The sequence below is a fragment of the Microbacterium sp. NPDC057944 genome, assembly GCF_042887445.1.
Taxonomy (GTDB): domain Bacteria; phylum Actinomycetota; class Actinomycetes; order Actinomycetales; family Microbacteriaceae; genus Microbacterium; species Microbacterium natoriense.
This window is the reverse complement of sequence record NZ_JBHVPJ010000002.1, coordinates 611,254-632,314: the sequence shown is the minus strand read 5'-3', so window position 1 is coordinate 632,314 and position 21,061 is coordinate 611,254. Positions and strand designations below refer to the sequence as shown.

At 67.9% G+C, this 21,061-nt stretch carries 25 protein-coding genes; 16 read left to right on the top strand and 9 right to left on the bottom strand.

Annotated features, from left to right (window positions below; translation table 11 throughout):
- The first annotated feature begins 42 nt into the window (after nucleotides 1-42).
- The gene (locus ACFVRO_RS12460) at nucleotides 43-543 is read left to right on the top strand and encodes a DUF2004 domain-containing protein (protein ID WP_386952719.1); all 501 of its coding nucleotides are present in this window, start codon (nucleotides 43-45) and stop codon (nucleotides 541-543) included.
- 59 nt (nucleotides 544-602) lie between these two features.
- Here the strand turns inward: ACFVRO_RS12460 and lipA are convergent, their stop codons facing one another.
- The gene (gene lipA / locus ACFVRO_RS12455) at nucleotides 603-1,592 is read right to left on the bottom strand and encodes a lipoyl synthase (protein WP_223586486.1); all 990 of its coding nucleotides are present in this window, start codon (nucleotides 1,590-1,592) and stop codon (nucleotides 603-605) included.
- Complete coding sequence (gene lipB, locus ACFVRO_RS12450; RefSeq protein WP_105673344.1) at nucleotides 1,589-2,242, bottom strand: lipoyl(octanoyl) transferase LipB; 654 nt, start codon at nucleotides 2,240-2,242, stop codon at nucleotides 1,589-1,591. Before lipB ends, lipA begins: the two co-directional genes overlap by 4 nt.
- Before the next feature lie 97 nt (nucleotides 2,243-2,339).
- On the opposite strand from lipB, the gene ACFVRO_RS12445 reads away from it, so the two are divergent.
- The 4 genes from ACFVRO_RS12445 to ffh all read left to right on the top strand — a co-directional run bounded on the left by ACFVRO_RS12445 (nucleotide 2,340) and on the right by ffh (nucleotide 5,726).
- Nucleotides 2,340-2,921, top strand: coding sequence for a TetR/AcrR family transcriptional regulator (locus ACFVRO_RS12445; protein WP_105673378.1), 582 nt, complete (start codon nucleotides 2,340-2,342; stop codon nucleotides 2,919-2,921).
- A 64-nt stretch (nucleotides 2,922-2,985) separates the two neighbouring features.
- Nucleotides 2,986-3,660 carry a hypothetical protein gene (locus ACFVRO_RS12440; RefSeq protein ID WP_386952716.1) on the top strand — a complete coding sequence of 225 codons (675 nt, stop codon included), beginning with the start codon at nucleotides 2,986-2,988 and terminating at the stop codon, nucleotides 3,658-3,660.
- Nucleotides 3,657-4,157: an RNA polymerase sigma factor gene (locus tag ACFVRO_RS12435; protein ID WP_386952713.1), complete on the top strand. Its 501-nt coding sequence runs from the start codon at nucleotides 3,657-3,659 to the stop codon at nucleotides 4,155-4,157. Before ACFVRO_RS12440 ends, ACFVRO_RS12435 begins: the two co-directional genes overlap by 4 nt.
- Before the next feature lie 12 nt (nucleotides 4,158-4,169).
- A complete protein-coding gene (ffh, locus tag ACFVRO_RS12430; protein ID WP_386952710.1) occupies nucleotides 4,170-5,726 on the top strand; it encodes a signal recognition particle protein in 1,557 nt (518 codons plus the stop codon).
- Between the two features lie 5 nt (nucleotides 5,727-5,731).
- On the opposite strand, the gene ACFVRO_RS12425 is transcribed toward ffh, so the two are convergent.
- A complete protein-coding gene (locus ACFVRO_RS12425) occupies nucleotides 5,732-6,637 on the bottom strand; it encodes an EamA family transporter (RefSeq protein ID WP_386952707.1) in 906 nt (301 codons plus the stop codon).
- A gap of 78 nt (nucleotides 6,638-6,715) precedes the next feature.
- Here ACFVRO_RS12425 and ACFVRO_RS12420 point away from each other — a divergent pair, with 78 nt between their 5' ends.
- On the top strand, nucleotides 6,716-7,597 hold the full coding sequence (locus tag ACFVRO_RS12420) for a LysR family transcriptional regulator (RefSeq protein ID WP_386952704.1): 882 nt from the start codon (nucleotides 6,716-6,718) through the stop codon (nucleotides 7,595-7,597).
- A gap of 60 nt (nucleotides 7,598-7,657) precedes the next feature.
- On the opposite strand, the gene glpK is transcribed toward ACFVRO_RS12420, so the two are convergent.
- The 3 genes from glpK to ACFVRO_RS12405 all read right to left on the bottom strand — a co-directional run bounded on the left by glpK (nucleotide 7,658) and on the right by ACFVRO_RS12405 (nucleotide 11,756).
- The gene (gene glpK, locus ACFVRO_RS12415) at nucleotides 7,658-9,172 is read right to left on the bottom strand and encodes a glycerol kinase GlpK (RefSeq protein WP_386952701.1); all 1,515 of its coding nucleotides are present in this window, start codon (nucleotides 9,170-9,172) and stop codon (nucleotides 7,658-7,660) included.
- Between the two features lie 26 nt (nucleotides 9,173-9,198).
- Nucleotides 9,199-9,951, bottom strand: coding sequence for an MIP/aquaporin family protein (locus ACFVRO_RS12410; RefSeq protein WP_386952698.1), 753 nt, complete (start codon nucleotides 9,949-9,951; stop codon nucleotides 9,199-9,201).
- Between the two features lie 95 nt (nucleotides 9,952-10,046).
- On the bottom strand, nucleotides 10,047-11,756 hold the full coding sequence (locus ACFVRO_RS12405) for a glycerol-3-phosphate dehydrogenase/oxidase (protein WP_105673352.1): 1,710 nt from the start codon (nucleotides 11,754-11,756) through the stop codon (nucleotides 10,047-10,049).
- Nucleotides 11,757-11,858: 102 nt separating this feature from the next.
- Here ACFVRO_RS12405 and ACFVRO_RS12400 point away from each other — a divergent pair, with 102 nt between their 5' ends.
- Nucleotides 11,859-12,830: a sugar-binding transcriptional regulator gene (locus tag ACFVRO_RS12400; protein WP_105673353.1), complete on the top strand. Its 972-nt coding sequence runs from the start codon at nucleotides 11,859-11,861 to the stop codon at nucleotides 12,828-12,830.
- 2 nt (nucleotides 12,831-12,832) lie between these two features.
- Here the strand turns inward: ACFVRO_RS12400 and ACFVRO_RS12395 are convergent, their stop codons facing one another.
- Nucleotides 12,833-13,981, bottom strand: a complete 1,149-nt coding sequence (locus tag ACFVRO_RS12395) for a glutamate--cysteine ligase (protein WP_386952695.1) — start codon at nucleotides 13,979-13,981, stop codon at nucleotides 12,833-12,835.
- 209 nt (nucleotides 13,982-14,190) lie between these two features.
- Between ACFVRO_RS12395 and rpsP the strand changes: the two genes are divergently transcribed.
- The 4 genes from rpsP to trmD are packed head-to-tail and all read left to right on the top strand — an operon-like array spanning nucleotide 14,191 to nucleotide 16,166.
- Complete coding sequence (rpsP, locus tag ACFVRO_RS12390; RefSeq protein WP_105673354.1) at nucleotides 14,191-14,628, top strand: 30S ribosomal protein S16; 438 nt, start codon at nucleotides 14,191-14,193, stop codon at nucleotides 14,626-14,628.
- A gap of 5 nt (nucleotides 14,629-14,633) precedes the next feature.
- Nucleotides 14,634-14,864: an RNA-binding protein gene (locus ACFVRO_RS12385; protein ID WP_105673355.1), complete on the top strand. Its 231-nt coding sequence runs from the start codon at nucleotides 14,634-14,636 to the stop codon at nucleotides 14,862-14,864.
- Entirely contained in the window at nucleotides 14,848-15,459 is a 612-nt protein-coding gene (gene rimM / locus ACFVRO_RS12380) for a ribosome maturation factor RimM (protein WP_386952693.1), read from the top strand. The genes ACFVRO_RS12385 and rimM overlap by 17 nt, the downstream gene beginning before the upstream one ends.
- Nucleotides 15,460-15,470: 11 nt before the next feature.
- Nucleotides 15,471-16,166, top strand: a complete 696-nt coding sequence (trmD, locus tag ACFVRO_RS12375) for a tRNA (guanosine(37)-N1)-methyltransferase TrmD (RefSeq protein WP_386954464.1) — start codon at nucleotides 15,471-15,473, stop codon at nucleotides 16,164-16,166.
- Here the strand turns inward: trmD and ACFVRO_RS12370 are convergent.
- Complete coding sequence (locus ACFVRO_RS12370; protein ID WP_105673381.1) at nucleotides 16,163-16,735, bottom strand: histidine phosphatase family protein; 573 nt, start codon at nucleotides 16,733-16,735, stop codon at nucleotides 16,163-16,165. The genes trmD and ACFVRO_RS12370 overlap by 4 nt on opposite strands.
- A gap of 81 nt (nucleotides 16,736-16,816) precedes the next feature.
- On the opposite strand from ACFVRO_RS12370, the gene ACFVRO_RS12365 reads away from it, so the two are divergent.
- Nucleotides 16,817-17,554, top strand: a complete 738-nt coding sequence (locus tag ACFVRO_RS12365; protein WP_386952690.1) for a class I SAM-dependent methyltransferase — start codon at nucleotides 16,817-16,819, stop codon at nucleotides 17,552-17,554.
- 79 nt (nucleotides 17,555-17,633) lie between these two features.
- Here the strand turns inward: ACFVRO_RS12365 and map are convergent, their stop codons facing one another.
- Nucleotides 17,634-18,416: a type I methionyl aminopeptidase gene (gene map, locus ACFVRO_RS12360; protein WP_386952688.1), complete on the bottom strand. Its 783-nt coding sequence runs from the start codon at nucleotides 18,414-18,416 to the stop codon at nucleotides 17,634-17,636.
- Nucleotides 18,417-18,525: 109 nt separating this feature from the next.
- Between map and ACFVRO_RS12355 the strand changes: the two genes are divergently transcribed.
- From ACFVRO_RS12355 to ACFVRO_RS12340, 4 genes are all read left to right on the top strand, one after another.
- Nucleotides 18,526-19,014: an MFS transporter permease gene (locus ACFVRO_RS12355; RefSeq protein ID WP_105673382.1), complete on the top strand. Its 489-nt coding sequence runs from the start codon at nucleotides 18,526-18,528 to the stop codon at nucleotides 19,012-19,014.
- A 167-nt stretch (nucleotides 19,015-19,181) separates the two neighbouring features.
- The gene (gene rplS, locus ACFVRO_RS12350) at nucleotides 19,182-19,529 is read left to right on the top strand and encodes a 50S ribosomal protein L19 (protein WP_105673383.1); all 348 of its coding nucleotides are present in this window, start codon (nucleotides 19,182-19,184) and stop codon (nucleotides 19,527-19,529) included.
- A gap of 118 nt (nucleotides 19,530-19,647) precedes the next feature.
- Nucleotides 19,648-20,382 (top strand): signal peptidase I, encoded by a 735-nt coding sequence (lepB, locus tag ACFVRO_RS12345; RefSeq protein ID WP_105673359.1) that lies wholly within the window; start codon nucleotides 19,648-19,650, stop codon nucleotides 20,380-20,382.
- Complete coding sequence (locus tag ACFVRO_RS12340) at nucleotides 20,379-21,038, top strand: ribonuclease HII (protein WP_386952685.1); 660 nt, start codon at nucleotides 20,379-20,381, stop codon at nucleotides 21,036-21,038. Before lepB ends, ACFVRO_RS12340 begins: the two co-directional genes overlap by 4 nt.
- Nucleotides 21,039-21,061: the final 23 nt, after the last annotated feature.

Sequence of the window (21,061 nt, the reverse complement as noted above, 5' to 3'; positions counted from 1 at the left end):
GCGGGACTACCGCCGCGAGCACGAGGCTGGTTTCATAGCGGTATGGCGATCGAACACGACTACTTCGGACTGCTCTCCTCCGGTCCCGACGGCTCGATCTTCTGGTCGGAGACGGTGGAGCTCGGTGACCAGAGCGTCACCGTGGATCTGACGGCGCCTGACCAGGACGACGTCTCCGCTGCCGCGCTCGACATCGCCGCATCGCTCATCTCCGGACTGGAGAATGTCGACGCCACCGCACGGCGCGGGATGCTGTCGGAGGTGGACGATCGCACCAGCGAGGTGACCGAGTACATCCTGCAGCAGCAGGAGGTCTACGGAGAGGAACTCGAGGAGGTCCTCGTCGACGTGAGCGGCGATGCCGCGGTCGACATCATCCGCTCCCTGCGCCTCATGAGCATGACGATCCTCGCCGACGAGCACGGGGGCTCCGAGCCCTTCGCCGTCCTCGAGTACGCACTCGACGCCGATTCCACCGATGACGTGCTGCTCGTGAACCTCGGTTCCGACGGCAGCGTGCAGTCGGTCATGAGCGCCGACTGAGGTCGAAGACGCAGTCCCGCGCCGCCCCGCCGGAGCGAGGCGACGCGAGACGAGGCCGGTCAGACGGCCTGAGCGAATCCCAGGTCGGCGCTCTCCGCGATGTGCGCCAGGTGCGGAGGGATCTCGCGCCCCTTCGAGACCATCGACTGCGCCCACAGCCGCCCGGCGCGGTAGGACGAGCGCACGAGGGGGCCGGCGAGGACGCCGAGGAAGCCGATCCGCTCCGCTTCCTCCTTGAACGCGACGAACTCGTCGGGCTTGACCCAGCGGGCCACGGGGAGGTGGCGGGGTGAAGGCCGGAGGTACTGCGTGATCGTGATGATGTCGCACCCGGCGTCGTGCAGGTCGTTCAGCGCCTGCACGACCTCCTCCGGCTCCTCGCCCATGCCGAGGATGAGGTTCGACTTCGTGATGAGGCCGGCGTCCCGAGCCTGCGTGATCACGTCGAGCGAGCGCTCATAGCGGAACGCGGGGCGGATGCGCTTGAAGATGCGCGGGACGGTCTCGACGTTGTGCGCGAAGACCTCGGGGCGGGCCTCGAAGACCTCGCCGAGCAGCGCAGGGTCGCCGTTGAAGTCCGTGGCGAGGAGCTCGACGCCGGTGTTCGGGTTCATCGCGTGGATCTGCCGAATGGTCTCGGCGTTGAGCCAGGCACCGCCGTCGGGCAGGTCGTCGCGGGCGACGCAGGTGACGGTGGCGTAGCGGAGGTTCATCCGGACGATGCTCTCGGCGACGCGACGCGGTTCGTCGGTGTCGTAGTCGGCGGGCTTGCCCGTGTCGATCTGGCAGAAGTCGCAGCGGCGCGTGCACTGAGACCCCCCGATCAGGAACGTCGCCTCGCGGTCCTCCCAGCATTCGTAGATGTTGGGGCACCCGGCCTCCTGGCACACCGTGTGCAGGTCCTCGCTCTTCACGAGCGAGTGCAGGGCGGTGTACTCCGGTCCCATCTTCGCCTTGGTCTTGATCCAGGCGGGCTTGCGCTCGATGGGGGTCTCGGCGTTGCGGATCTCCAGGCGGAGGAGTTTGCGGCCTTCCGGGGCGGCGGTCATGCGGGTGCTCCTGCGTACTCGGCGGATGCGTACTCGTCGGTGAAGGCGGCGATCACGCCGCCGATGATGTCGGACGGCGAGATGTCGGCGCCGACGACCTCGCTGACGGTGGTGACACCGGCATCCGTTATGCCGCAGGGGATGATGCCGCGGAACCCGGAGAGGGTGTTGTCGCAGTTGACGGCGAAGCCGTGCATGGTCACGCCCTGCTGGACGCGGACGCCGATCGCCGCGACCTTGTCCTCGGAGAGGGGACGGCGCACCCAGACACCGCTGCGTCCATCGACCTGGTAGCCGTCGACGCCGAGCGGGCGGAGCACCTCGATCAGGATGCGCTCCAGTCGACGGACGTGCGCCACGACGTCCATGGGCTCGGGGAGGCGAACGATCGGATAACCGACCAGCTGCCCCGGCCCGTGCCAGGTGATCTTGCCGCCGCGATCGACGTCGACGACGGGCGTGCCGTCCTGCGGGCGCTCGTGCGCCTCGGTGCGCTTCCCCGCGGTGTACACGGCCTCGTGCTCGAGGAGGATCAGCGTGTCGGTGCGGACTCCCGCGACGACATCCGCATGGATGCGGCGCTGCAGATCCCAGCCGTCGGTGTAGGGGACGAAATCCGGGGCGAGACCCGCGGTGAGGACGTCGAGCATGCTCGTGCCACCTTCGCTCTATTAGTTGGATGCAGTCTAACAATACTCCGAGGTGGGGGCTTTCGCGCCTCCGCGCGCCGCGCGGTAGCGTGTGACCATGACGATCAGCCGAGCAGGACGCCCGAAGGCGTCGTCGAGGGAGACTCTCGCCGAAGCGGCCTGCGAGCTGTTCCTCGAGCGCGGCTACGAGTCCACGTCGATCGCGGACATCACCCAGCGCGCGGGCGTGAGCCGCTCCAGCTTCTTCAACTACTTCGCCTCGAAGAGCGACGTGATCTGGGCGGAGTTCGACGCACGGCTCGCGGAGGCGGCAGCGACTCTCGGAGCGCTCTCCGCCGGCGCCGAGGCGGCACAGGTCCGCGGCGTGCTGCACGCGGTCGTGCAGGACTTCGCGCCCGACCCGCTGGCCCTCGCGCTCCGCAACCGTGCGGCCATGGGCCTCGACGAGGAGCTGGTCCGCGAGACCGGCATGCGTCACGCGCGGCTGTCGTCCGCCATCTCCGATGCGGCGCGGGCCGGCGGGGTCGGAGAGATCCGTTCCGACATCCTGGGGGCCGCCTTTGCGGCGGCGCTGATGTCGTCGCTGCGCGTCTGGGCGGAGCACGGTGCGGGGTCGCGGACCCCGGAGGCCGTCCTCGACGAGGCGCTGCACAGCCTCGACGACCTGCGCTGGAAGTAGTCCGCGGACATCCGGCGCGATGCCGGACACGTACGGAGTGAACCCATCCAGAAGGGACGCACTCATGGACACAGGACAGTTGGACGATCTGCTCGACTCCTCCGCACCCCTCGCCCGGTCACTCGACACCGGTGACGTGCGGGCGATGATGGCGGAGGCCCGGGTGGTTGAGGGGCCGAAGCGACCCCGACGGCGCGTGAGGACGGCTCTGACGGCCGGTGCGGCGCTCGCCCTGATCGTCGGAGGCGGTGGAGTCGCCGTCGCCGCCGGTCTCGTCACGTGGCCCAGCGCGCTCGAACACCCGGACGGCTCCTACGGGTTCGCGCTTCCCAGCGGCAGAGCCTGTGAGGTGCGGTTGCTCGTCGAGGATCGCACGGCCTCGACGACCGATGCAGGTCAGGACGACGTGTCGACACGTGACGTGCAGGACTCCGTCGCGACCTGGCTGCGCGATGGCGCGCTGGAGCGTGAGCTTGACCTGGAAGCGGCGGACGACGAGGCCGCGCGAATCCTCGCGGAACAGGCGGACAGGTACGGGATGACCGTGCTGATCGGCGCGGATGGCTGGCTCGCCGACGCCGCGATCGCACCGGGGCGTCCCGATGCCGATGACGCTCGCGCGTTCGCGGTGAACCGTGCGGTGCACGAGGCCATGATCGATCATCTCGTCGGCGCCGGGTTCCCGGAGGACACGTGGACGTTCAGCGCGGATGGCGGAGTCAAGTGCGAGGCCGAGTGAGCCCCGATTCCGTCCGTCTCACCGCGGCGGTCGAGGCGAACGCATCCGACCTCCTCTCGTACGTTTCGCGCCGCGTCGGTCCGGACGACGCCCCGGACCTGCTCGGGGAGACCATGGTGGTCGCCTGGCGCCGAGTAGGCGAACTCCCCGTCGACGCGGAACGAGAGCGGATGTGGCTCTTCGGCATCGCACGAGGCACACTGCTCAACCACGCGCGCGGCCAGCGCCGACGCTGGGCTCTGGTCGATCGGATCCGCGGCGATGCGGCCGAGGACAGGAGCGGCCCGGCGGCGGATGCAGGCGCGGAGGTGCGCGACGCGATCACGCGTCTCGATCCCGATCGCGCCGAGATCGTGCGTCTCGTGCACTGGGACGGCTTCTCGCTCACGGAGGCGGCCGAGCTTCTCGGCATCCCTGCATCGACGGCCAGAGGACGCTATCAGCGTGCGAAGGAGGAACTCCGTGCCGCGCTGAGCATCGAGGTTCCGCTCGCGTAGAATCGAAGCACCATGGCTACGTTTGGCACGCTCTCCGATCGGCTCACCGAGACCTTCCGCAACCTGCGCACGAAGGGAAAGCTCACCGCCGCCGACGTCGACGGCACCGTGCGCGAGATCCGTCGCGCACTCCTCGACGCCGACGTCGCGCTGTCCGTCGTGAAGGAGTTCACGGCGAAGGTGCGCGAGCGCGCGCTCGGCGATGAGGTGAACAAGGCGCTCAACCCGGCCCAGCAGGTCGTGCAGATCGTCAACGAGGAGCTCATCCAGATCCTCGGCGGCGAACAGCGTCGCCTCCAGTTCGCGAAGACGGCGCCGACGGTCATCATGCTCGCCGGCCTTCAGGGCTCGGGAAAGACGACCTTCGCCGGAAAGCTCGCGAAGCAGCTCGAAGGAGAGGGGCACACCCCGCTCCTCGTCGCCGCTGACCTGCAGCGTCCGAACGCCGTGAATCAGCTCCAGGTCGTCGCGGAGCAGGCCGGCGCGACCGTCTACGCCCCCGAGCCGGGCAACGGCATCGGCGACCCGGTCAAGGTCTCGCGCGACGGCGTCGAGCACGCCCGTCGTCACCAGCACGACGTCGTCATCATCGACACCGCCGGACGCCTCGGCGTCGATGCGGAGCTCATGAAGCAGGCCGCCGACATCCGCAAGGCCGTCGACCCCGACGAGGTGCTCTTCGTCATCGACGCGATGATCGGTCAGGACGCCGTCACCACGGCCAAGGCCTTCCAGGACGGCGTCGACTTCACCGGCGTCGTGCTCTCCAAGCTTGACGGCGATGCCCGAGGCGGTGCGGCGCTGTCCGTCGCCTCCGTGACCGGACGCCCCATCATCTTCGCCTCGACGGGCGAGCGCCTCGAAGACCTCGAGCCGTTCCACCCCGATCGCATGGCGAGCCGCATCCTCGACCTCGGCGACATCCTGACACTCATCGAGCAGGCCCAGCAGGCCTTCGATGAGGAAGAGGCCATGAAGATGGCCGAGAAGCTCGCGACCGAGCAGTTCACGCTCGAGGACTTCCTCGGCCAGCTTCAGCAGATGAAGAAGATGGGCTCGATGAAGAAGATGCTCGGCATGCTGCCGGGCATGGGCCAGATGAAGCAGCAGCTCGAGGACTTCGACGAGCGCGAGATCGACCGCACCGAGGCGATCATCCGCTCCATGACTCCGGTCGAGCGCCGCAACCCCAAGATCCTCAACGGCTCTCGACGACTGCGCATCGCGCGCGGTTCCGGCATGACGGTGACGGATGTGAATCAGCTCGTGCAGCGCTTCGACCAGGCCGCGAAGATGATGAAGACGGTCGCCCGTGGGGGGACGCCGAACATCCCGGGCATGGGACCCGTCCCCGGGATGGGACGCCCTGGAGCGTCGTCGAAGCGCGGCAAGAAGGGCAAGTCCTCCGGCGGCTCGAGGTCGGGCAACCCGGCCAAGCGCGCCGCGGAGAACGCCGGTCTCGCCGCCCCGACCACTCCCACCGGGTCGGGCTTCGGCCTCGGCGGGGCGAAGGCGGCACCGAGCGAGGCCGACCTCGCCGAGATCCAGAAGCTCTTCGGCAAGGGCTGATCCCCTCAGCGTCGGACGAGCGCGCTCTCGGCTGCGCCGGGAACGGCAGGTACGGGCTTCGGTCGGGTGACGAGCTGGCCTGAGACGAGCGCGCCCAGCACGAGCGTCATTCCGATCGCCTGCAGGGGCGTGAAGCTCTCTCCGGCGACGGTCGCTCCGAGGAGCGTCGCGACGACGGGCGAGAGCAGTGCGAGCAGCCCCGGGGCGATGACCGGGAGCCGCTGGATGCCGCGGAACCACAGCGTGTAGGCGAAGAGGCCTCCCACAGTGCCCAGCCACAGGTATCCGAGCGCGGCACCGCCGTCGATCTGCGGCGGCGCGCCCTCGATCAGGAACGTGAGCGGCAGCAGCAGAAGTCCTCCGGCGGTGAGCTGCCATCCTGCGTAGGCGATGGGCCCGACGCCCTCCGGACGACCCCAGCGCTTCGTGAGGATCATTCCGACCGCGGTCGCCGTGACGCCGCCCAGGGCCGCCAGGATGCCGATGGCATCCAGCTGAGCTGCGGGCCCGAGGACGACGAGTGCGACGCCGCCGGCGCCGACGGTCGCCGCCGCCGCGGTGAGCGGACGGATCCTCTCGTGCAGCACGAGAGAACCGAGTGCGAGGATGATCAGCGGCTGCACGCCGGCGACGGCCGCCGCCACTCCACCGGGAAGACGCTCGGCCGCGAGGAACAGCAGGGGGAAGAACGCCCCGATGTTCAGGACGCCGAGGGCGAGCGACTTGAGCCACCAGGAGCCGCGGGGGAGGGATCGCCCGATCGCGATGGCGACCAGGCCGGCGGGAAGCGAGCGGAGAAGACCGGCGAGCAGCGGATGCCCGGCGGGCAGCAGCTCGGTGGTGACGAGGTATGTCGTGCCCCAGGCCATCGGAGCCAGAGCGGTGAGGAGCACCGTGGTCAGTCGATTCATGATTCCAGCGTGATGGTTGCAGAGGAATGAGTCCAACGCATAGTTGTCAACTCATGCATGAGCAGAGATCATGAATGAATGGACCTTCAGCAACTGCGATACGCGGTCGAGATCGCGGACGCATCGAGCTTCACCCGTGCGGCCGAACGCTGCTTCGTGACCCAGTCGGCGTTGAGCCATCGGATCGCCGCGCTGGAGAGCGAACTCGGTCAGCGGTTGTTCACCCGCACGAGTCGGAGCGTCCGGGTGACCGAGGCCGGTGAGGCTTTCGTGCGGAGGGCGCGAGTCGCCCTCGCCGCCGCGGAGGGCGCGAGGGAGGATGCCGCGGCTGCCGCCGGACGGGTCATCGGGACTCTGCGCCTCGGTGTGATCCCGACCGTCGCCGCCGTGGACGTCCCCGCCGTGATCTCGCGATTCCGCGCGGCACATCCTTCCGTTCGTGTCGAGCTCACCGTGGGCAACAGCGACTCCTTGATCTCCTCCGTCCGACACGGCGATCTCGACGTCGCCCTCCTCGGGCTTCGAGAGGAGAGCGTCCCGAGCGGTGTCGCCCTGCGGACGCTGTCCAGGGAGCGGCTCGTCGCCGCGTTGCCGCCGCGTCATCGACTCGCCCGCCGGAAGAGCGTCCGACTCGCCGATCTCGCCGGCGAGGTGTTCGCCGACTTCCCCGCGGGCACGTCGGGGCGCGCGCAGAGCGATTCCGCATTCGCGGCGGTCGATGTCGTCAGAGATGTGGCCTTCGAGGCCGACTCGGCAGAGCTGATCCTCGGCCTCGTTTCCGCAGGCCTGGCGATGACGCTGCTCGCTCCGGGTGTCGTCGCCCGGTCGCAGGCCGCGGTCGAGTCGGTGCCGGTCGACGACGGTCCGATCCGAGTCGAGTACGCGGCGTGGGATGAGCAGGCGCCGAGGACCGTCGCCAGGGCCTTTCTCGGCGAGCTGGAAACTGCAGATCTCGACTGAACGCAGCAGGGCGGGCCCGGAGAAGACTCCGGGCCCGCCCTGTCGTTCAGCGAAGCGAGATCACTTCACGTCGTCGTCGACCCAGTCCATCGACTTGGTGACGGCCTTGCGCCACAGGCGCAGCTGGCGGTCGCGCTCAGCGGCCTCCATGGACGGCTCCCAGCGCTTGTCCTCCTGCCAATTCGCGGACAGGTCGTCGAGGCCGTTCCAGAATCCGACGGCCAGACCTGCGGCATAGGCGGCGCCGAGCGCGGTGGTCTCGGCCACGACCGGCCGGACGACCGGGACGCCGAGGACATCCGCCTGGAACTGCATGAGCGCGTCGTTGGCGACCATGCCGCCGTCGACCTTGAGCTCGGTCAGGTCGACACCGGCGTCTGCGTTCACGGCATCCAGCACATCACGCGTCTGGAAGGCGACGGCCTCGAGTGCTGCGCGAGCGATGTGATTCTTGTTCGCATAGCGGGTGAGGCCGACGATCGCGCCGCGGGCGTCAGGACGCCAGTAGGGCGCGAACAGACCGGAGAACGCGGGCACGATGTACACGCCGCCGTTGTCGTCGACCTGCTTCGCCAGCTCCTCCACCTCAGGGGCGGAATCGATGATGCCGAGCTGGTCGCGCAGCCACTGGATCAGCGATCCCGTGACGGCGATCGAACCTTCGAGCGCGTAGTGGGTCGGTCCGTCGCCGAGCTTGTAGCCGACGGTGGTGAGCAGCCCGTTCTTCGAGTGGACGATCTCCTCGCCCGTGTTGAAGATGAGGAAGCAGCCCGTGCCGTAGGTGTTCTTGCTCTCGCCGGCGTTGAACGCGGCCTGTCCGAAGGTGGCGGCCTGCTGGTCGCCCAGGATGCCGGCGATCGGCGTCTCGCGAAGCAGCGAGGAGTCCTCTGCGGCGCCGTAGACCTCGGAGGAGGAGCGGATCTCGGGCATCATCGAGCGCGGCACGCCGAACGCCTCGAGGATGTCGTCGCGCCACTCCAGCGTCTCGAGGTCCATGAACATGGTGCGAGAGGCGTTCGTGACGTCGGTGGCGTGCACGCCGCCGTCGACGCCGCCGGTGAGGTTCCAGAGCACCCAGCAGTCGGTCGTGCCGAAGAGGAGGTCGCCCGCCTCGGCCTTCTCGCGAGCGCCCTCGACGTTCTCGAGGATCCACGCGATCTTCGTGCCGGAGAAGTAGGTGGCCAGGGGCAGGCCGACGACGGGCTTGAAGCGCTCGACACCGCCCTCAGCCGCGAGACGGTCGACGATGGCCTGCGTGCGCGTGTCCTGCCAGACGATCGCGTTGTACACCGGCTCACCCGTCGTCTTGTCCCAGACGACCGCGGTCTCGCGCTGGTTGGTGATGCCGACTGCGGCGATGTCGTGACGGGTCAGGTCGGCGCGGCTCAGGGCCAGACCGATGACCTCCTGCACGTTGCGCCAGATCTCGGCCGCGTCGTGCTCGACCCAGCCGGCCTGCGGCAGGATCTGCTCGTGCTCTTTCTGGCCCGTCGCGATGATGCTGCCCTTCTTGTCGAAGATGATCGCGCGGCTGGAGGTGGTTCCCTGGTCGATGGCGATGATGTAGTCAGCCATGGTGTGTTCTCCTTTGAATTCAGGGGTCAGGCGAGGTGGAGCAGGACCGGCGCCACCAGAGCGGCGATCACACCGCCGATGAGCGGACCGACGACCGGGACCCACGAGTAGGACCAGTCGCTGGAGCCCTTGCCCTTGATGGGCAGGATCGCGTGAGCGATACGCGGACCGAGGTCACGGGCGGGGTTGATGGCGTAGCCCGTGGGGCCACCGAGGGACGCGCCGATGCCGACCACGAGGAGGGCGACAGGCAGTGCCGTGAGCGGGCCGAGGCCTCCGGGGGTTCCGACCTCGATGTCGCCGTAGTCCGCGAACGCGAAGATGACGAACACGAGCACGAACGTGCCGATGATCTCCGTGACGAGGTTCCAGCCGTACGAGCGGATCGCGGGACCGGTCGAGAACACGCCGAGCTTGTTGGCGGCCTCGGGCTCCTCGTCGAAGTGCTGCTTGTAGCCGAGCCAGACGATGATGGCGCCGATGATCGCACCGAGCAGTTCTGCGCCGGTGGCGGTGGCGAACATGGCGAAGCTGATCTTGCCGGCGACCAGGAGGCCGATGCCGACGGCGGGGTTCAGGATCGCGCCGGAGTATGCAGAGACGAGCACACCCGCGAACACCGCGAGGCCCCACCCCCAGTTGACCATGAGGAAGCCGCCGCCGTTGCCCTTGTTCTTGGCGAGCGCGACGTTCGCGACGACTCCACAACCCAGGATGATGAGCATCGCCGTGCCGACGAGCTCAGACAGGAAGTAGAGACCGAGATTCACATCAGTCATGTCTTCATTGACCTTTCTTGTGCGGCAGGACCCCTCAGTCCTGCCGCGTTATGAGGGATTTCACGTCGCAGAGGAGGGCGACGGTGGGAATCTCGTCAGCCGCGTGCGCGGGACGAGATGTTCAGGCCGTGTCGTTCGTTGAGGAGGAGTCGGGTCTGCTCGATCTCGGCGTCGTGGCGGTCGCGATCCCAGTCCAGCAGGGGAGCGAGCGCGTCGCCGATCTCGTCGAGAACCTCTGCGCTCGCATGTCCGGTGAAGGCGATGCTCGTGCGCCGCAGGATCACGTCCTGCAGACGAGCGACGAGTTCGTTCTTCACCATCCACTCGAGCTCGCGCGTGGAGAGGTCGCCGCCGGCGAGGGGGGCGTCTTCTCCCTGCTCGATGTAGTCCCAGACCTGAGCCGCTCGCGTGCCGTAGCGGGCGAGGAGGTGATCGGCACGGGCGCCGGCGCCCGGCAGGTTCTCCTGGATCCAGATGCGGCGCGCCTTCTCGGTGCGGGGGAAGTCGCGGCCGCCGCCGATGGCGCGGCCGGCGGTCGACACGGTGCGGGTGCGGCCGACCAGGCCGAGCACCACATCGGAGAGCGACTCTCCCAGGGCGCGGAACGTGGTCCACTTGCCCCCGACGAGGCTGACCAGGGGAGTGGCGCCCTTCTCGTCCACCTCGATGCGGTAGTCGCGGGAGACGAAACCGGGCGCGGTGTCCTCGTGGCGAGGCAGCGGACGGATGCCGGAGAAGTTGTAGACGATCTGATCGCGGGAGACGTCGATCTGCGGGAACACGTGATGGATGAGGTCGAAGAAGTACGTGACCTCCTCGTCCGTGCACACCGGGACCTCGCGGGGATCCGCGTCGATGTCGGTGGTGCCGACGAGCACGCGGCCCTTGAGCGGGTAGATGAGCACGATGCGCCCGTCGGAGTGCTCGAAGAAGATCTCGCGACCGCGCGTGGCCTCAAGCAGCTCCGGGTGGTCGAGCACGATGTGCGAGCCCTTGGTGCCGCCCATGAAGCGCGTGATGTCGCCGAGCGCATCGTTCGTGAGGTCGGTCCACGGGCCGGAGGTGTTCACCACCACGTCGGAGGCGATGCTGAACTCGGTGCCGCTCTCGCGGTCGCGCAGCAGGACCTTGTCGCCGTCGCGGCCGATGGCCTCGACGTAGTTGAGCGCGATCGCTCCGGGGTGCGCAGCACGGCCGTCCTGGAGGACGTCGAGGGCCAGACGCTCGGGGTCGTGCATCGAGGCGTCGTAGTAGGTCGCCGTGTACTTGATGTGCGGGTCGAGCGCGGGCAGCTCCGCGAGGGACTTCTTGCGCCCGAGGAAGCGGTGGCGCGGCACCATGCCGCCATCACGGGAGAACGTGTCGTAGATGGTGAGGCCGACCTTGATCAGGAACGCGCCGCGCTCCTGAGGCTTTCCGCTCTTGTGCGTCAGGAAGCGCAGGGGAGCGGAGAGGATGCCGGAGAACGTGGAGTAGATCGGGATCGTCGTCTGCAGCGGCTTCACGTAGTGGGGCGCGATCTTCAGCAGGCCGTTGCGCTCCTCCACGGATTCGCGAACGAGACGGAACTCGCCGTTCTCGAGGTAGCGGATCCCGCCGTGGATCATGTGGCTCGACGCCGACGATGCGCCGGACGCGAAGTCCCCGCGCTCGACCAGGACCACGTCGACGCCCTGGAGCGCCAGATCGCGGAACGTCGAGATGCCGTTGATGCCTCCGCCGATGACCAGGACGCTGGTGCGTCCGGCTTCGCGGACTGCTGTGACCTCGGCGCGCTCCGCCGATGAGTGTGTCGACTCGATCATCCTCGACCTCTCTTCTCTGCTTGCCCCCAGCTTCGACCCGGTGGACCGGCGCGCGCAAGTCCGCTGCACATATGTGCAAGGATCGGAGTCCGGGAGGTCGTGATGGCACAGGCAGACGCGCATTCACGCGATTCGAAGCTGATCGCCGCGCTCACCGCGGCGCAGCTCTACTACATGCAGGACAAGACGATGGAGGTCATCGCCCAAGAGCTGGGCACCTCCAGGTCGTCCGTGTCACGGCTGCTGAGCTTCGCGAGGGAGAGCGGACTGGTCGACATCCGCATCAACTCCCCGCTCGAACGCCTGGGCATGCTGGAGCAGCGCATCCGCGACCGCCATCACGTCGCGGCGCACGTGGTCCCGATGCCCGAGATCGTCAGCGAGGTGGAGCGGCTGGAGCGCGTGGCCCTCACCGCGGGGCGCCTGCTCTCGCAGTTCGTGGACTCGAACATGATCATCGGCGTCGCCTGGGGGTCGACCATCAGTGCGGTGAGTCGTGGACTGACGCAGAAGGAGACGCACAACACCACGTTCGTGCAGCTCAACGGCGCGGGCAACACCCAGACCAGCGGCGTCGAGTACTCGAGCGACATCCTGCAGAGGTTCGGGAGCGCATTCGGCGCGCAGGTCCAGCAGTTCCCCGTCCCCGCCTTCTTCGACGATCCGTCCACGCGTGAGGCGATGTGGCGGGAGAGGAGCACCCGGCGCGTGCTCGATCTGCAGGCGAAGATGGACATCGCGGTCTTCAGCCTCGGCTCCCCAGCCGCGGAGGTGCCCAGCCGGGTCTACGTCGGCGGGTACCTGAGCCGGGACGACTACCGGAGTCTTCGGGAGGATCATGCGATCGGCGACGTCGCGACGGTCTTCTTCCGGGCGGACGGGTCATGGCGCGACATCCGGGTCAACGCGAGAGCCACGGGCCCCGGACTCGATCGGCTTCGCCGCGTTCCCCGGCGAGTCTGCGTCGTCTCAGGCATCCCGAAGCTGGTCAGTCTGAGATCGGCGATCGCGGCCGACCTCGTCACCGATGTCGTTCTCGACGAGGGGCTCGCCCGCCAGCTCGTCGAGGACTGACGTCATTCGTGGGTCGAGGTCTCCGGCCCTGAGCGGAACTCGCGGATCAGGTGCTGCACGACCGCCGACAGATCGCCACCCGCAGCATCCGCGACCGCCAGCTGACGCGCGTGGCTGGCGCCGTCGGCCAGGATCGTGCCGATGCTCGCGTACTCCTTCGCGCACCCCAGATCGAGCGCCACCGGTGCGAGCTGCTCGAGCGTCTCGGCGAGGTGGTCTCTGACGGGACGCTGGATGCCGTCGGCATCGACGATCACGCGCGCATCGAGCCCGTACCGAGCCGCTCGCCACTTGTTCTCACGGTGATACCAGGCGGGGAGCTCCGGCAGAGTGCGTCCTTCGTCGAGTTCGCGCGAGAAGTGCTCGACGAGGACCTGAACCAGAGACGCCACGGCGGCGAGCTCGGGAAGGGTCGACATCCCGTCGCATGCGCGCACCTCGATGGTGCCCCAGCGCGGCGCGGGCCTGATGTCCCAGCGCACTTCGGAGGCGTCGGCCATCACGCCGGTGCGGATCATGTCGTCGAGGTACCCCTCGAACTGCGACCAGTCGTGCAGAGGCCAGGGGAGACCCGCGGTGGGGAGCTGCTGGAAGACGAGAGCGCGGTTTGAGGCGTACCCCGTGCTCTCGCCCGCCCAGAACGGACTGGACGCGGCCAGAGCCTGGAGATGCGGGAGGAAGCCGGCGAGAGCGTTGATGATGGGGAAGACCTTGCGGTGATCTTCGACGCCCACGTGCACATGGATGCCCCAGATCATCATGTTGCGGCCCCACCACTGGGTCCGCTCGATGAGCTTGTGATAGCGGGTCTTGTCGGTGACCTGCTGCTCGTACCACTGCGCGAACGGATGGCTCCCCGCCGAGAGCAGCTCGATGCCCGCCGGGTCCGTCGCCGCGCGGACCGCGGCGATCGCCTTCGCGATGTCGTCCACCGCGTGCGCGACCGACGTGCCGATGCCGCTGGTCACCTCGATCGTGTTGGTGAGCAGCTCGCCGGTGACGGTGTGGCGCTCGCCGGCGCTCTCCGCTTCCAGCGCGGCGAGCAGCTCGGGGGCGCGGCCGACGAGGTCGCCGCTCACCGGATCGGCGAGCATGATCTCCCATTCCAGGCCGACGGTGGACCTGGCGGATGGAGCGAATTCGAGCTTCACGAGCACAGTCTCGCACGCAGCTCTCGCGACACGGCAACCCCCATGTCGCCACGTTTCGCGCCAGGAGCCCGCATCTGGCAGAATAGAGGTTTGGACGACGTGCTCGACCCTCTATCCAGCACTCATCCACCCTTTCAGAGCTTCCGCCGGGTGTGCACCCCACTCTCCAGGCGATCGGTTCGTTTCCTTCCACACAATTCAGGAGAATCGTGGCTGTCAAGATTCGTCTCAAGCGCCTGGGCAAGATCCGTGCGCCCTACTACCGCATCGTCGTCGCCGACTCGCGCACCAAGCGCGACGGTCGTGTGATCGAGGAGATCGGCAAGTACCACCCCACCGAGGAGCCCTCGTTCATCGAGGTCGACTCCGAGCGTGCCCAGTACTGGCTCTCCGTCGGCGCTCAGCCGACCGAGCAGGTCACCGCCCTCCTCAAGATCACGGGCGACTGGGGCAAGTTCAAGGGCGACAAGGACGCGAAGTCCACCCTCCGGGTCGCCGAGCCCAAGGCCGCGTTCGAGATCGACGCGTCCAAGAAGTCCGTCGTGAAGCCGAAGGCGGAGAAGAAGGAGGCTCCCGCTGCGGAGGCTCCCGCCGCCGTCGAGGCCGACGCGGAGGCCGCTGAGGCCCCCGCCGCCGACGCAGAGTAATCGTCGTGCTCGCCGCCGCGCTCGAACACATCGTCAAGGGGATCGTCGATCACCCCGAAGATGTGCACATCACCGCATCCACCTCGCCGCGAGGCGATCTGCTCGAGGTGCGTGTGCATCCCGACGACCGTGGACGCGTGATCGGGCGCGGCGGCCGCACCGCGAAGGCACTTCGCACCCTCATCTCCGCTCTGGCGGACGGGCGTCGTGTCCGTGTCGATGTCGCGGACGACTGACGTGGTGCAGAAGGACCGCAATCAGGGCAAGAACCAGCTTCGCGTCGGCCGCCTCGTCAAGGCCCACGGCCTGAAGGGCGCGCTCAAGCTGGAGCTGTACACCGACAATCCCGAGCGTCGATTCGTCACGGGAGCCGAGTTCACGTTGCAGGTGCCAGAGGCATCTCCGTGGCACGGCAAGACCGTCACCGTCCGCGAGTACCGCGTGATGAACGGCAACCCCGTCGTGTTCCTCGACGATGTCGAGGACCGGTCCGCCGCCGAAGGACTCGTCCGTGCGATCCTCTGGATCGACCAGGACACGTCCGAGATCGAGGAGAACGCCTGGTTCGACCAGCAGCTCGTGGGCCTCGACGTGGTCCGCGATGACGTCGTCGTCGGGAAGGTCGCTCGCATCGAGCACTTCCCCGCACAGGACCTCCTGATCGTCAAGGCCGGCGACCAGGAGATCATGGTCCCGTTTGTCGAGGCCATCGTGCCGACCGTCGATGTGGCGGCAGGCAAGGTCATCGTGACCCCTCCCGCGGGCCTCTTCGAGGAGCTGCCGGATGCCGCCGGTTCGGAAGAGGACGCCGCCGCAGATGCGGCCGAGTGATCGCGGCCGCCGTGCGCATCGACGTCCTCTCCATCTTCCCGTCGTACTTCGACGGGCTCACGCTATCGCTTCTCGGCAAGGCGCAGGACGCCGGGATCCTCGATCTGAACGTCCGCGACCTCCGCGACTGGACGTACGACCGTCACCGCACCGTCGATGACACACCGTACGGCGGCGGCGCCGGGATGGTGATGAAGCCCGAGCCCTGGGGCGTCGCACTCGACGAGCTCGCCACGGCATCCGAACGGCCGACGATCATCTTCCCGTCCCCGGCGGGCGAGGTCTTCACCCAGGCGACCGCGAGGGATCTCGCGACGCGCGAGCACCTGATCTTCGGGTGCGGACGCTACGAGGGCATCGACGAGCGCGTCTTCGAGTACGCGGACACCGTCGGAGAGGTGCGCCTCATCAGCCTCGGGGACTACGTCCTCAACGGCGGAGAGGTCGCCACGATGGCGATGATCGAGGCGATCGGTCGACTGATCCCCGGAGTGGTCGGCAACCCCGAGAGCCTCGTCGAGGAGTCCCACGAGGACGGCCTGCTCGAGTACCCCTCCTATACGAAGCCATCCTTGTGGCGCGATCGCGCTGTGCCGGACGTGCTGCTCAGCGGCAACCATGCGGCGATCGCGACCTGGCGTCGCGAGCAGCAGCTCGAGCGCACCGCTCGACGCCGACCCGACCTCCTGTCGGAGCAGGACGACTAGAGCATCCTCTCCGCACCGTGGTCGATCTCGAAGACCACGCCGGGCGGATGCCGGAGGCCCAGGGCCGTCGAGGAATCCAGCCCGCGCAGCTCCGCACGCAGCATCCGTCCGATCATCTCGTGACTCACGATCAGCGGTGCACCCTCAGCAGCCCACCCGCATGCCGAGAGAGCTCGACGCGCCCGCGCACGGACCTGTGCGTAGCTCTCGCCGCCGGGGAACGCCCAGCCGTAGCGGTTCTCGGCGCGCTCCTCACGGGCGGTCGGGAATGCGAGGTCTATCTCGTCCCATGTCATCCCCGCCATCTCGCCGTGGTGCAGCTCCGCGAGTTCGTCGATCTCCACGACGCGCGCTCCGAGGACTTCGGCGATGATGCCCGCCGTGTGCACGGCTCTGCCGAGAGGACTGCTGCAGATCGTCGTGATGCCGACAGCGCTGACCCGCACGGCCGTGGACGCGGCCTGACGCACGCCGTCGTCGGTGAGTGGGGAGTCGAGCTGCCCCTGGAGGCGGTGCTCGAGATTCCAGATCGTCTGCCCGTGGCGCACCAGGTACACGCGGTCGGGCACGTGACGATCCTGGGGAATCATGCACTCAATATGGCACAGGCGTGTCGATCCGGGCGCGCCCTGCGCTGATAGCGTCGAGTCATGGTCGATGAAACCCTGGCGCGCTCCTTCGAGGGGATCGGGTCGGAGTACGAGAGATACCGACCAGGGTTCCCAGCCGGGGCGGTCGATCTCCTCGCCCCCGACAGGGTGGGAACGATACTCGACCTCGGTGCGGGCACCGGCAAGTTCACCGAACTGCTGATCGAGCGCGCCGATCGTGTGGTCGCCGTCGAGCCGTCGACCGCCATGCTCGACGTGCTGCATGCCAAACTGCCCGAGGTGACCGCACTGAGCGGCACCGCGGAGCGGATTCCGCTGGAGGACGGGGCCGCAGACGCCGTCTCCGTCGCTCAGGCGTTCCACTGGTTCGATCGCGAGCCGGCCTGCGCCGAGATCACCCGAGTACTCGCTCCCGGAGGCGCGATGGCGCTGATCTGGAACCGCGCCGATCCTGCATGCGCGGGGAACCGTTCGTGCCATCGAATCGTGCACCCGGCCGTCGGTGCGTCAGACGACACCACGCGCGCCGCCGCGGAGGAGCTTCCCGGATTCCGCTTCGTCCGCCACGAGGAGCTCACCTGGCGGGAGGTCATCTCACGGGACGACTACATCGGTCGATGGACCACGGTGAGCAGTTTCCTCGTCGCCGATGAGCCGCGACGCGCGAAGATGCTGACCGACGTCCATCGTGTGCTCGATGAGCATGTCGACATCGCCGGGCGCACGGAGTTCGATCTGCCGAATCTCACGGACGTGTACCTGTACCGTCGCGCGTGAGGAACTGTTCGCTTCGCCCGAACGACGGCGTGCGGGGGCCCGTCGCGTCGTGGAAAGCCGACGCGACTCGGCGGCTGAGTCAGTCGACGCCGAGGAAGGAACGGTCGGTGAGGATGATCGGACCGTTCTCGGTGACCGCGACGGTGTGCTCCGAGTGCGAACCCCGAGAGCCGTCCACGCTGCGCAGCGTCCAGCCGTCGGGGTCCGTGATCAGCTCGTCCGTGGTGGCGAGCAGCCACGGCTCCAGTGCGAACACGAGTCCCGCGCGCAGCGGGAAGCCACGACCGGCTCGCCCGTCGTTGGGCACATGCGGGTCGCCGTGCATGATGCGTCCGACCCCGTGACCGCCGAAATCGGTGTTGATCGAGTAGCCCTCGCCGTGCGACACGGCGGCGATGGCTGCGGAGATGTCGCCGATGCGGTTGCCGACGACAGCGGCCTGGATCGCCGCGTCCAGCGCGCGCTCCGTGGTCTCGATGAGGCGGAGGTCCTCATCGCGCGGGGTGCCGACGACGAACGACACCGCCGAATCGGCGACCCAGCCGTCCACGGACACGGCGAAGTCGAGCGACACGAGGTCCCCGTCGCGAATCGTGTAGTCGTGGGGGAGTCCGTGCAGGACCGCGTCGTTCACCGAGGTGCAGATGACCTTGCCGAACGGACTCGCTCCGAACGAGGGGTGGTAGTCGATGTAGCAGGACTCGGCGCCGGCCTTGCGGATCATGTCGTGTGCGCGACGGTCGATCGAGAGGAGGTTCGTGCCGACCTTCGTCTCGTCGCGCAGGGTCGCCAGGGTCTCGGCGACGAATCGCCCGGCTGCGCGCATCTCGTCGATCTCGGCAGGGGTGCGCAGTTCGATCATGGGGTGTCCTCTCGTCCACTCCATTCTCCCTGATGCGGCGGCCACGGAGTTCCGCGCGCTCACAGCGAACACCGGGGTGAGGGTGGGCCGCGCGTCGTACGATCTGAGCATGTGGTTGCGTCAGGCGTTCTTCCGGTGGCTGCTTCCGGCTGCCTTCCTGCTCCCGCTCTGGCTGGTCATCGGGGGGATCGTCTTCCACGCGGGGTGGGGGATGCTCTGGGTGCTGTTCATCGCGGTGCCCTCGGTCTTCGTCGGGCAGCTGCTCCTCACGCTGCTCACGCGCTCCCGCCCATCGGTCCGCATCGAGCGGGCGGTGTCCTGGTGGGACGTCGCCGGTTTCACGCTCTGGCATGCGCTCACCATCGCGGTCGGCTGCTTCATCGAGGGCGCATTCGGCTGGTTGCTGGCCGGCGCCATCATCGTGGGCATCGCGCTCGTCTGGCTCCAGCTGTGGCAGCTGTGGAGCGAGGCGAAGGGCAGCGGCGCCCGTCTCCGGGAGACCATCTCGTGGTCGACGGTTCCCGCGCCGGACGAGCCCGCGCCGCAGACCACCGTGCACGAGGTCATCGTCGTGCGGGAGACCGACCCCCGCGACTGATCCTCGTTTTGGCCGCGGCACGCATCCATGGCAGAATGGATGTTTGTGCCGTGACCGGTTCTGCCTCAGGGGAACCCGCGGACGCGCAAGCGCCGTACGATGCACATCCGTTCTTGTTCCTTTGAAAACATGCAACCGACCTGAGGCGAGTGCAGAAAGAGACGATCATGCAGATCCTCGACGCCGTCGATGCGGCTTCGCTCCGTTCCGACATCCCGGTCTTCAACCCCGGCGACACCGTCAACGTCCACGTGAACATCACCGAGGGTACCCGCTCTCGCGTCCAGGTCTTCAAGGGCGTCGTCATCGGCCGACAGGGCGACGGCGTGCGCGAGACCTTCACGGTCCGCAAGATCAGCTTCCAGGTGGGCGTCGAGCGCACCTTCCCGGTGCACTCCCCGGTGATCGACCACATCGAGGTCGTCACCCGCGGTGACGTGCGTCGCGCGAAGCTCTACTACCTCCGCCAGCTGCGCGGCAAGAAGGCGAAGATCAAGGAGAAGCGCGACAACTGACGCGCAGGTTCTCCACAGCACCCCGGGACACGATGTTCCGGGGTGCTGTGTTTTGCGCCGGATGTGCGACCCTTGGTAGTGCCGTCTCAGAGCGGTGCGAGACTGTGAAGGAACCTTGATGACGACTGAGCCCGCCACCGCGTCCACGCCACCCGTCAAGCGGCGCCGCGGGTTCCTCATCTTCCTGCGCGACGTCCTGGTGATCGTGCTGATCGCCGCGCTGGTGTCCTTCGTCGTGAAGACCTTCGTCGTGCGCTCCTTTTACATCCCGTCGGCGTCCATGGAGCAGACGCTCATGGTCAACGACCGCATCCTGGTCGACGAGCTCACCCCGCACTGGACGGGTTACGAGCGCGGTGACGTCGTGGTGTTCAAGGACCCGGGCGGCTGGCTGGACCCGCAGCCGCAGACCCCGGCGGCGCCGCCGCTCGTGCAGGCGGTGGACTGGGTTCTCAACCTCGTCGGCATCTCCGCGACCGACTCGCAGGATCATCTGGTCAAGAGGATCATCGGGCTCCCCGGCGATCACGTCGTGTGCTGCAACGCGCTCGGCCAGATCACCATCAACGGCACCCCCATCGACGAGCTGTCCTATCTGAACCTCCCGCAGGGGGACACGGCCGCCTCCAACGCGCCCTTCGATGTGGTGGTTCCGAAGGATTCCCTCTGGCTGCTGGGAGACAACCGCGATCGCTCGCGCGATTCCCGTGAGCATCAGGATCTCCCGAGCGGAGGCTTCGTGCCTCTCGCGAACGTCGTGGGCAAGGCGTTCCTCACGACCTGGCCCCTGAACCGCTTCGGGACGATCGACGGCCACCACGACACCTTCAACGGCGTACCGGATCCGGAATGACCGTCGTCGCGCCCAGGCTCACCCTCGAGCGGAAGCTCCTGAGCGAGTGCGAGCTGATCATCTCGCTCGACGAGGTGGGCAGGGGCGCGCTCGCGGGACCGGTCGCTGTCGGAGCGGCCGTGATGGATGCGGCTGGTGCACGTCGTCGCGTTCCCGAAGGCCTGCGTGATTCGAAGCTCGTCACCGAGAAGCGTCGCCCGGACGTCGCAGCGCGCGCCGCGGCCTGGGTGCGTGCATCCGGTGTCGGTTGGGCCAGTGCGGCGGAGATCGACGAGGTCGGGATCATGAGGGCGCTGGGGCTCGCGGCGTCACGAGCCGTGCAGAGCGTGGTGGATCAGGGCGTCGCCATCGAGAGCGCTCTCGTGCTGCTCGACGGGAACCATGACTACGTCTCTCGGGTGCACCCGGTGCCGCTCCGCGTGCGCTCCCAGGTGAAGGCCGACCGCGACTGCGCATCGGTGTCGGCGGCATCGGTGATCGCGAAGGTCGCGAGAGACACGCACATGGCCGAGCTGCATCTCTCTCATCCCGACTACCAATGGGACAGGAACAAGGGCTATGCCAGCCCCGAGCATCGCGATGCGATCCGCGCACGGGGACTGTCTCCTTATCACCGTGCATCGTGGGCGATCACAGACGCTCCCACGCTGTTCTGATCCGCGTTCTGAGCGGCTCCGTG

Coding starts and splice junctions, on each gene's coding strand:
- lipB (WP_105673344.1), bottom strand. CDS start 2,242: ATGCTCGACGTCCTCACCGCGGGTCTCGCCCCGGATTTCGTCCCCTAC.
- map (WP_386952688.1), bottom strand. CDS start 18,416: ATGATCGAACTGCGCACCCCTGCCGAGATCGACGAGATGCGCGCAGCC.
- glpK (WP_386952701.1), bottom strand. CDS start 9,172: ATGGCTGACTACATCATCGCCATCGACCAGGGAACCACCTCCAGCCGC.
- ACFVRO_RS12445 (WP_105673378.1), top strand. CDS start 2,340: ATGACGATCAGCCGAGCAGGACGCCCGAAGGCGTCGTCGAGGGAGACT.
- ACFVRO_RS12405 (WP_105673352.1), bottom strand. CDS start 11,756: ATGATCGAGTCGACACACTCATCGGCGGAGCGCGCCGAGGTCACAGCA.
- lipA (WP_223586486.1), bottom strand. CDS start 1,592: ATGACCGCCGCCCCGGAAGGCCGCAAACTCCTCCGCCTGGAGATCCGC.
- ACFVRO_RS12400 (WP_105673353.1), top strand. CDS start 11,859: ATGGCACAGGCAGACGCGCATTCACGCGATTCGAAGCTGATCGCCGCG.
- ACFVRO_RS12365 (WP_386952690.1), top strand. CDS start 16,817: ATGGTCGATGAAACCCTGGCGCGCTCCTTCGAGGGGATCGGGTCGGAG.
- ACFVRO_RS12420 (WP_386952704.1), top strand. CDS start 6,716: ATGGACCTTCAGCAACTGCGATACGCGGTCGAGATCGCGGACGCATCG.
- lepB (WP_105673359.1), top strand. CDS start 19,648: ATGACGACTGAGCCCGCCACCGCGTCCACGCCACCCGTCAAGCGGCGC.
- ACFVRO_RS12425 (WP_386952707.1), bottom strand. CDS start 6,637: ATGAATCGACTGACCACGGTGCTCCTCACCGCTCTGGCTCCGATGGCC.
- ACFVRO_RS12410 (WP_386952698.1), bottom strand. CDS start 9,951: ATGACTGATGTGAATCTCGGTCTCTACTTCCTGTCTGAGCTCGTCGGC.
- ffh (WP_386952710.1), top strand. CDS start 4,170: ATGGCTACGTTTGGCACGCTCTCCGATCGGCTCACCGAGACCTTCCGC.
- ACFVRO_RS12340 (WP_386952685.1), top strand. CDS start 20,379: ATGACCGTCGTCGCGCCCAGGCTCACCCTCGAGCGGAAGCTCCTGAGC.
- ACFVRO_RS12440 (WP_386952716.1), top strand. CDS start 2,986: ATGGACACAGGACAGTTGGACGATCTGCTCGACTCCTCCGCACCCCTC.
- ACFVRO_RS12460 (WP_386952719.1), top strand. CDS start 43: ATGGCGATCGAACACGACTACTTCGGACTGCTCTCCTCCGGTCCCGAC.
- ACFVRO_RS12355 (WP_105673382.1), top strand. CDS start 18,526: ATGTGGTTGCGTCAGGCGTTCTTCCGGTGGCTGCTTCCGGCTGCCTTC.
- rimM (WP_386952693.1), top strand. CDS start 14,848: ATGTCGCGGACGACTGACGTGGTGCAGAAGGACCGCAATCAGGGCAAG.
- rplS (WP_105673383.1), top strand. CDS start 19,182: ATGCAGATCCTCGACGCCGTCGATGCGGCTTCGCTCCGTTCCGACATC.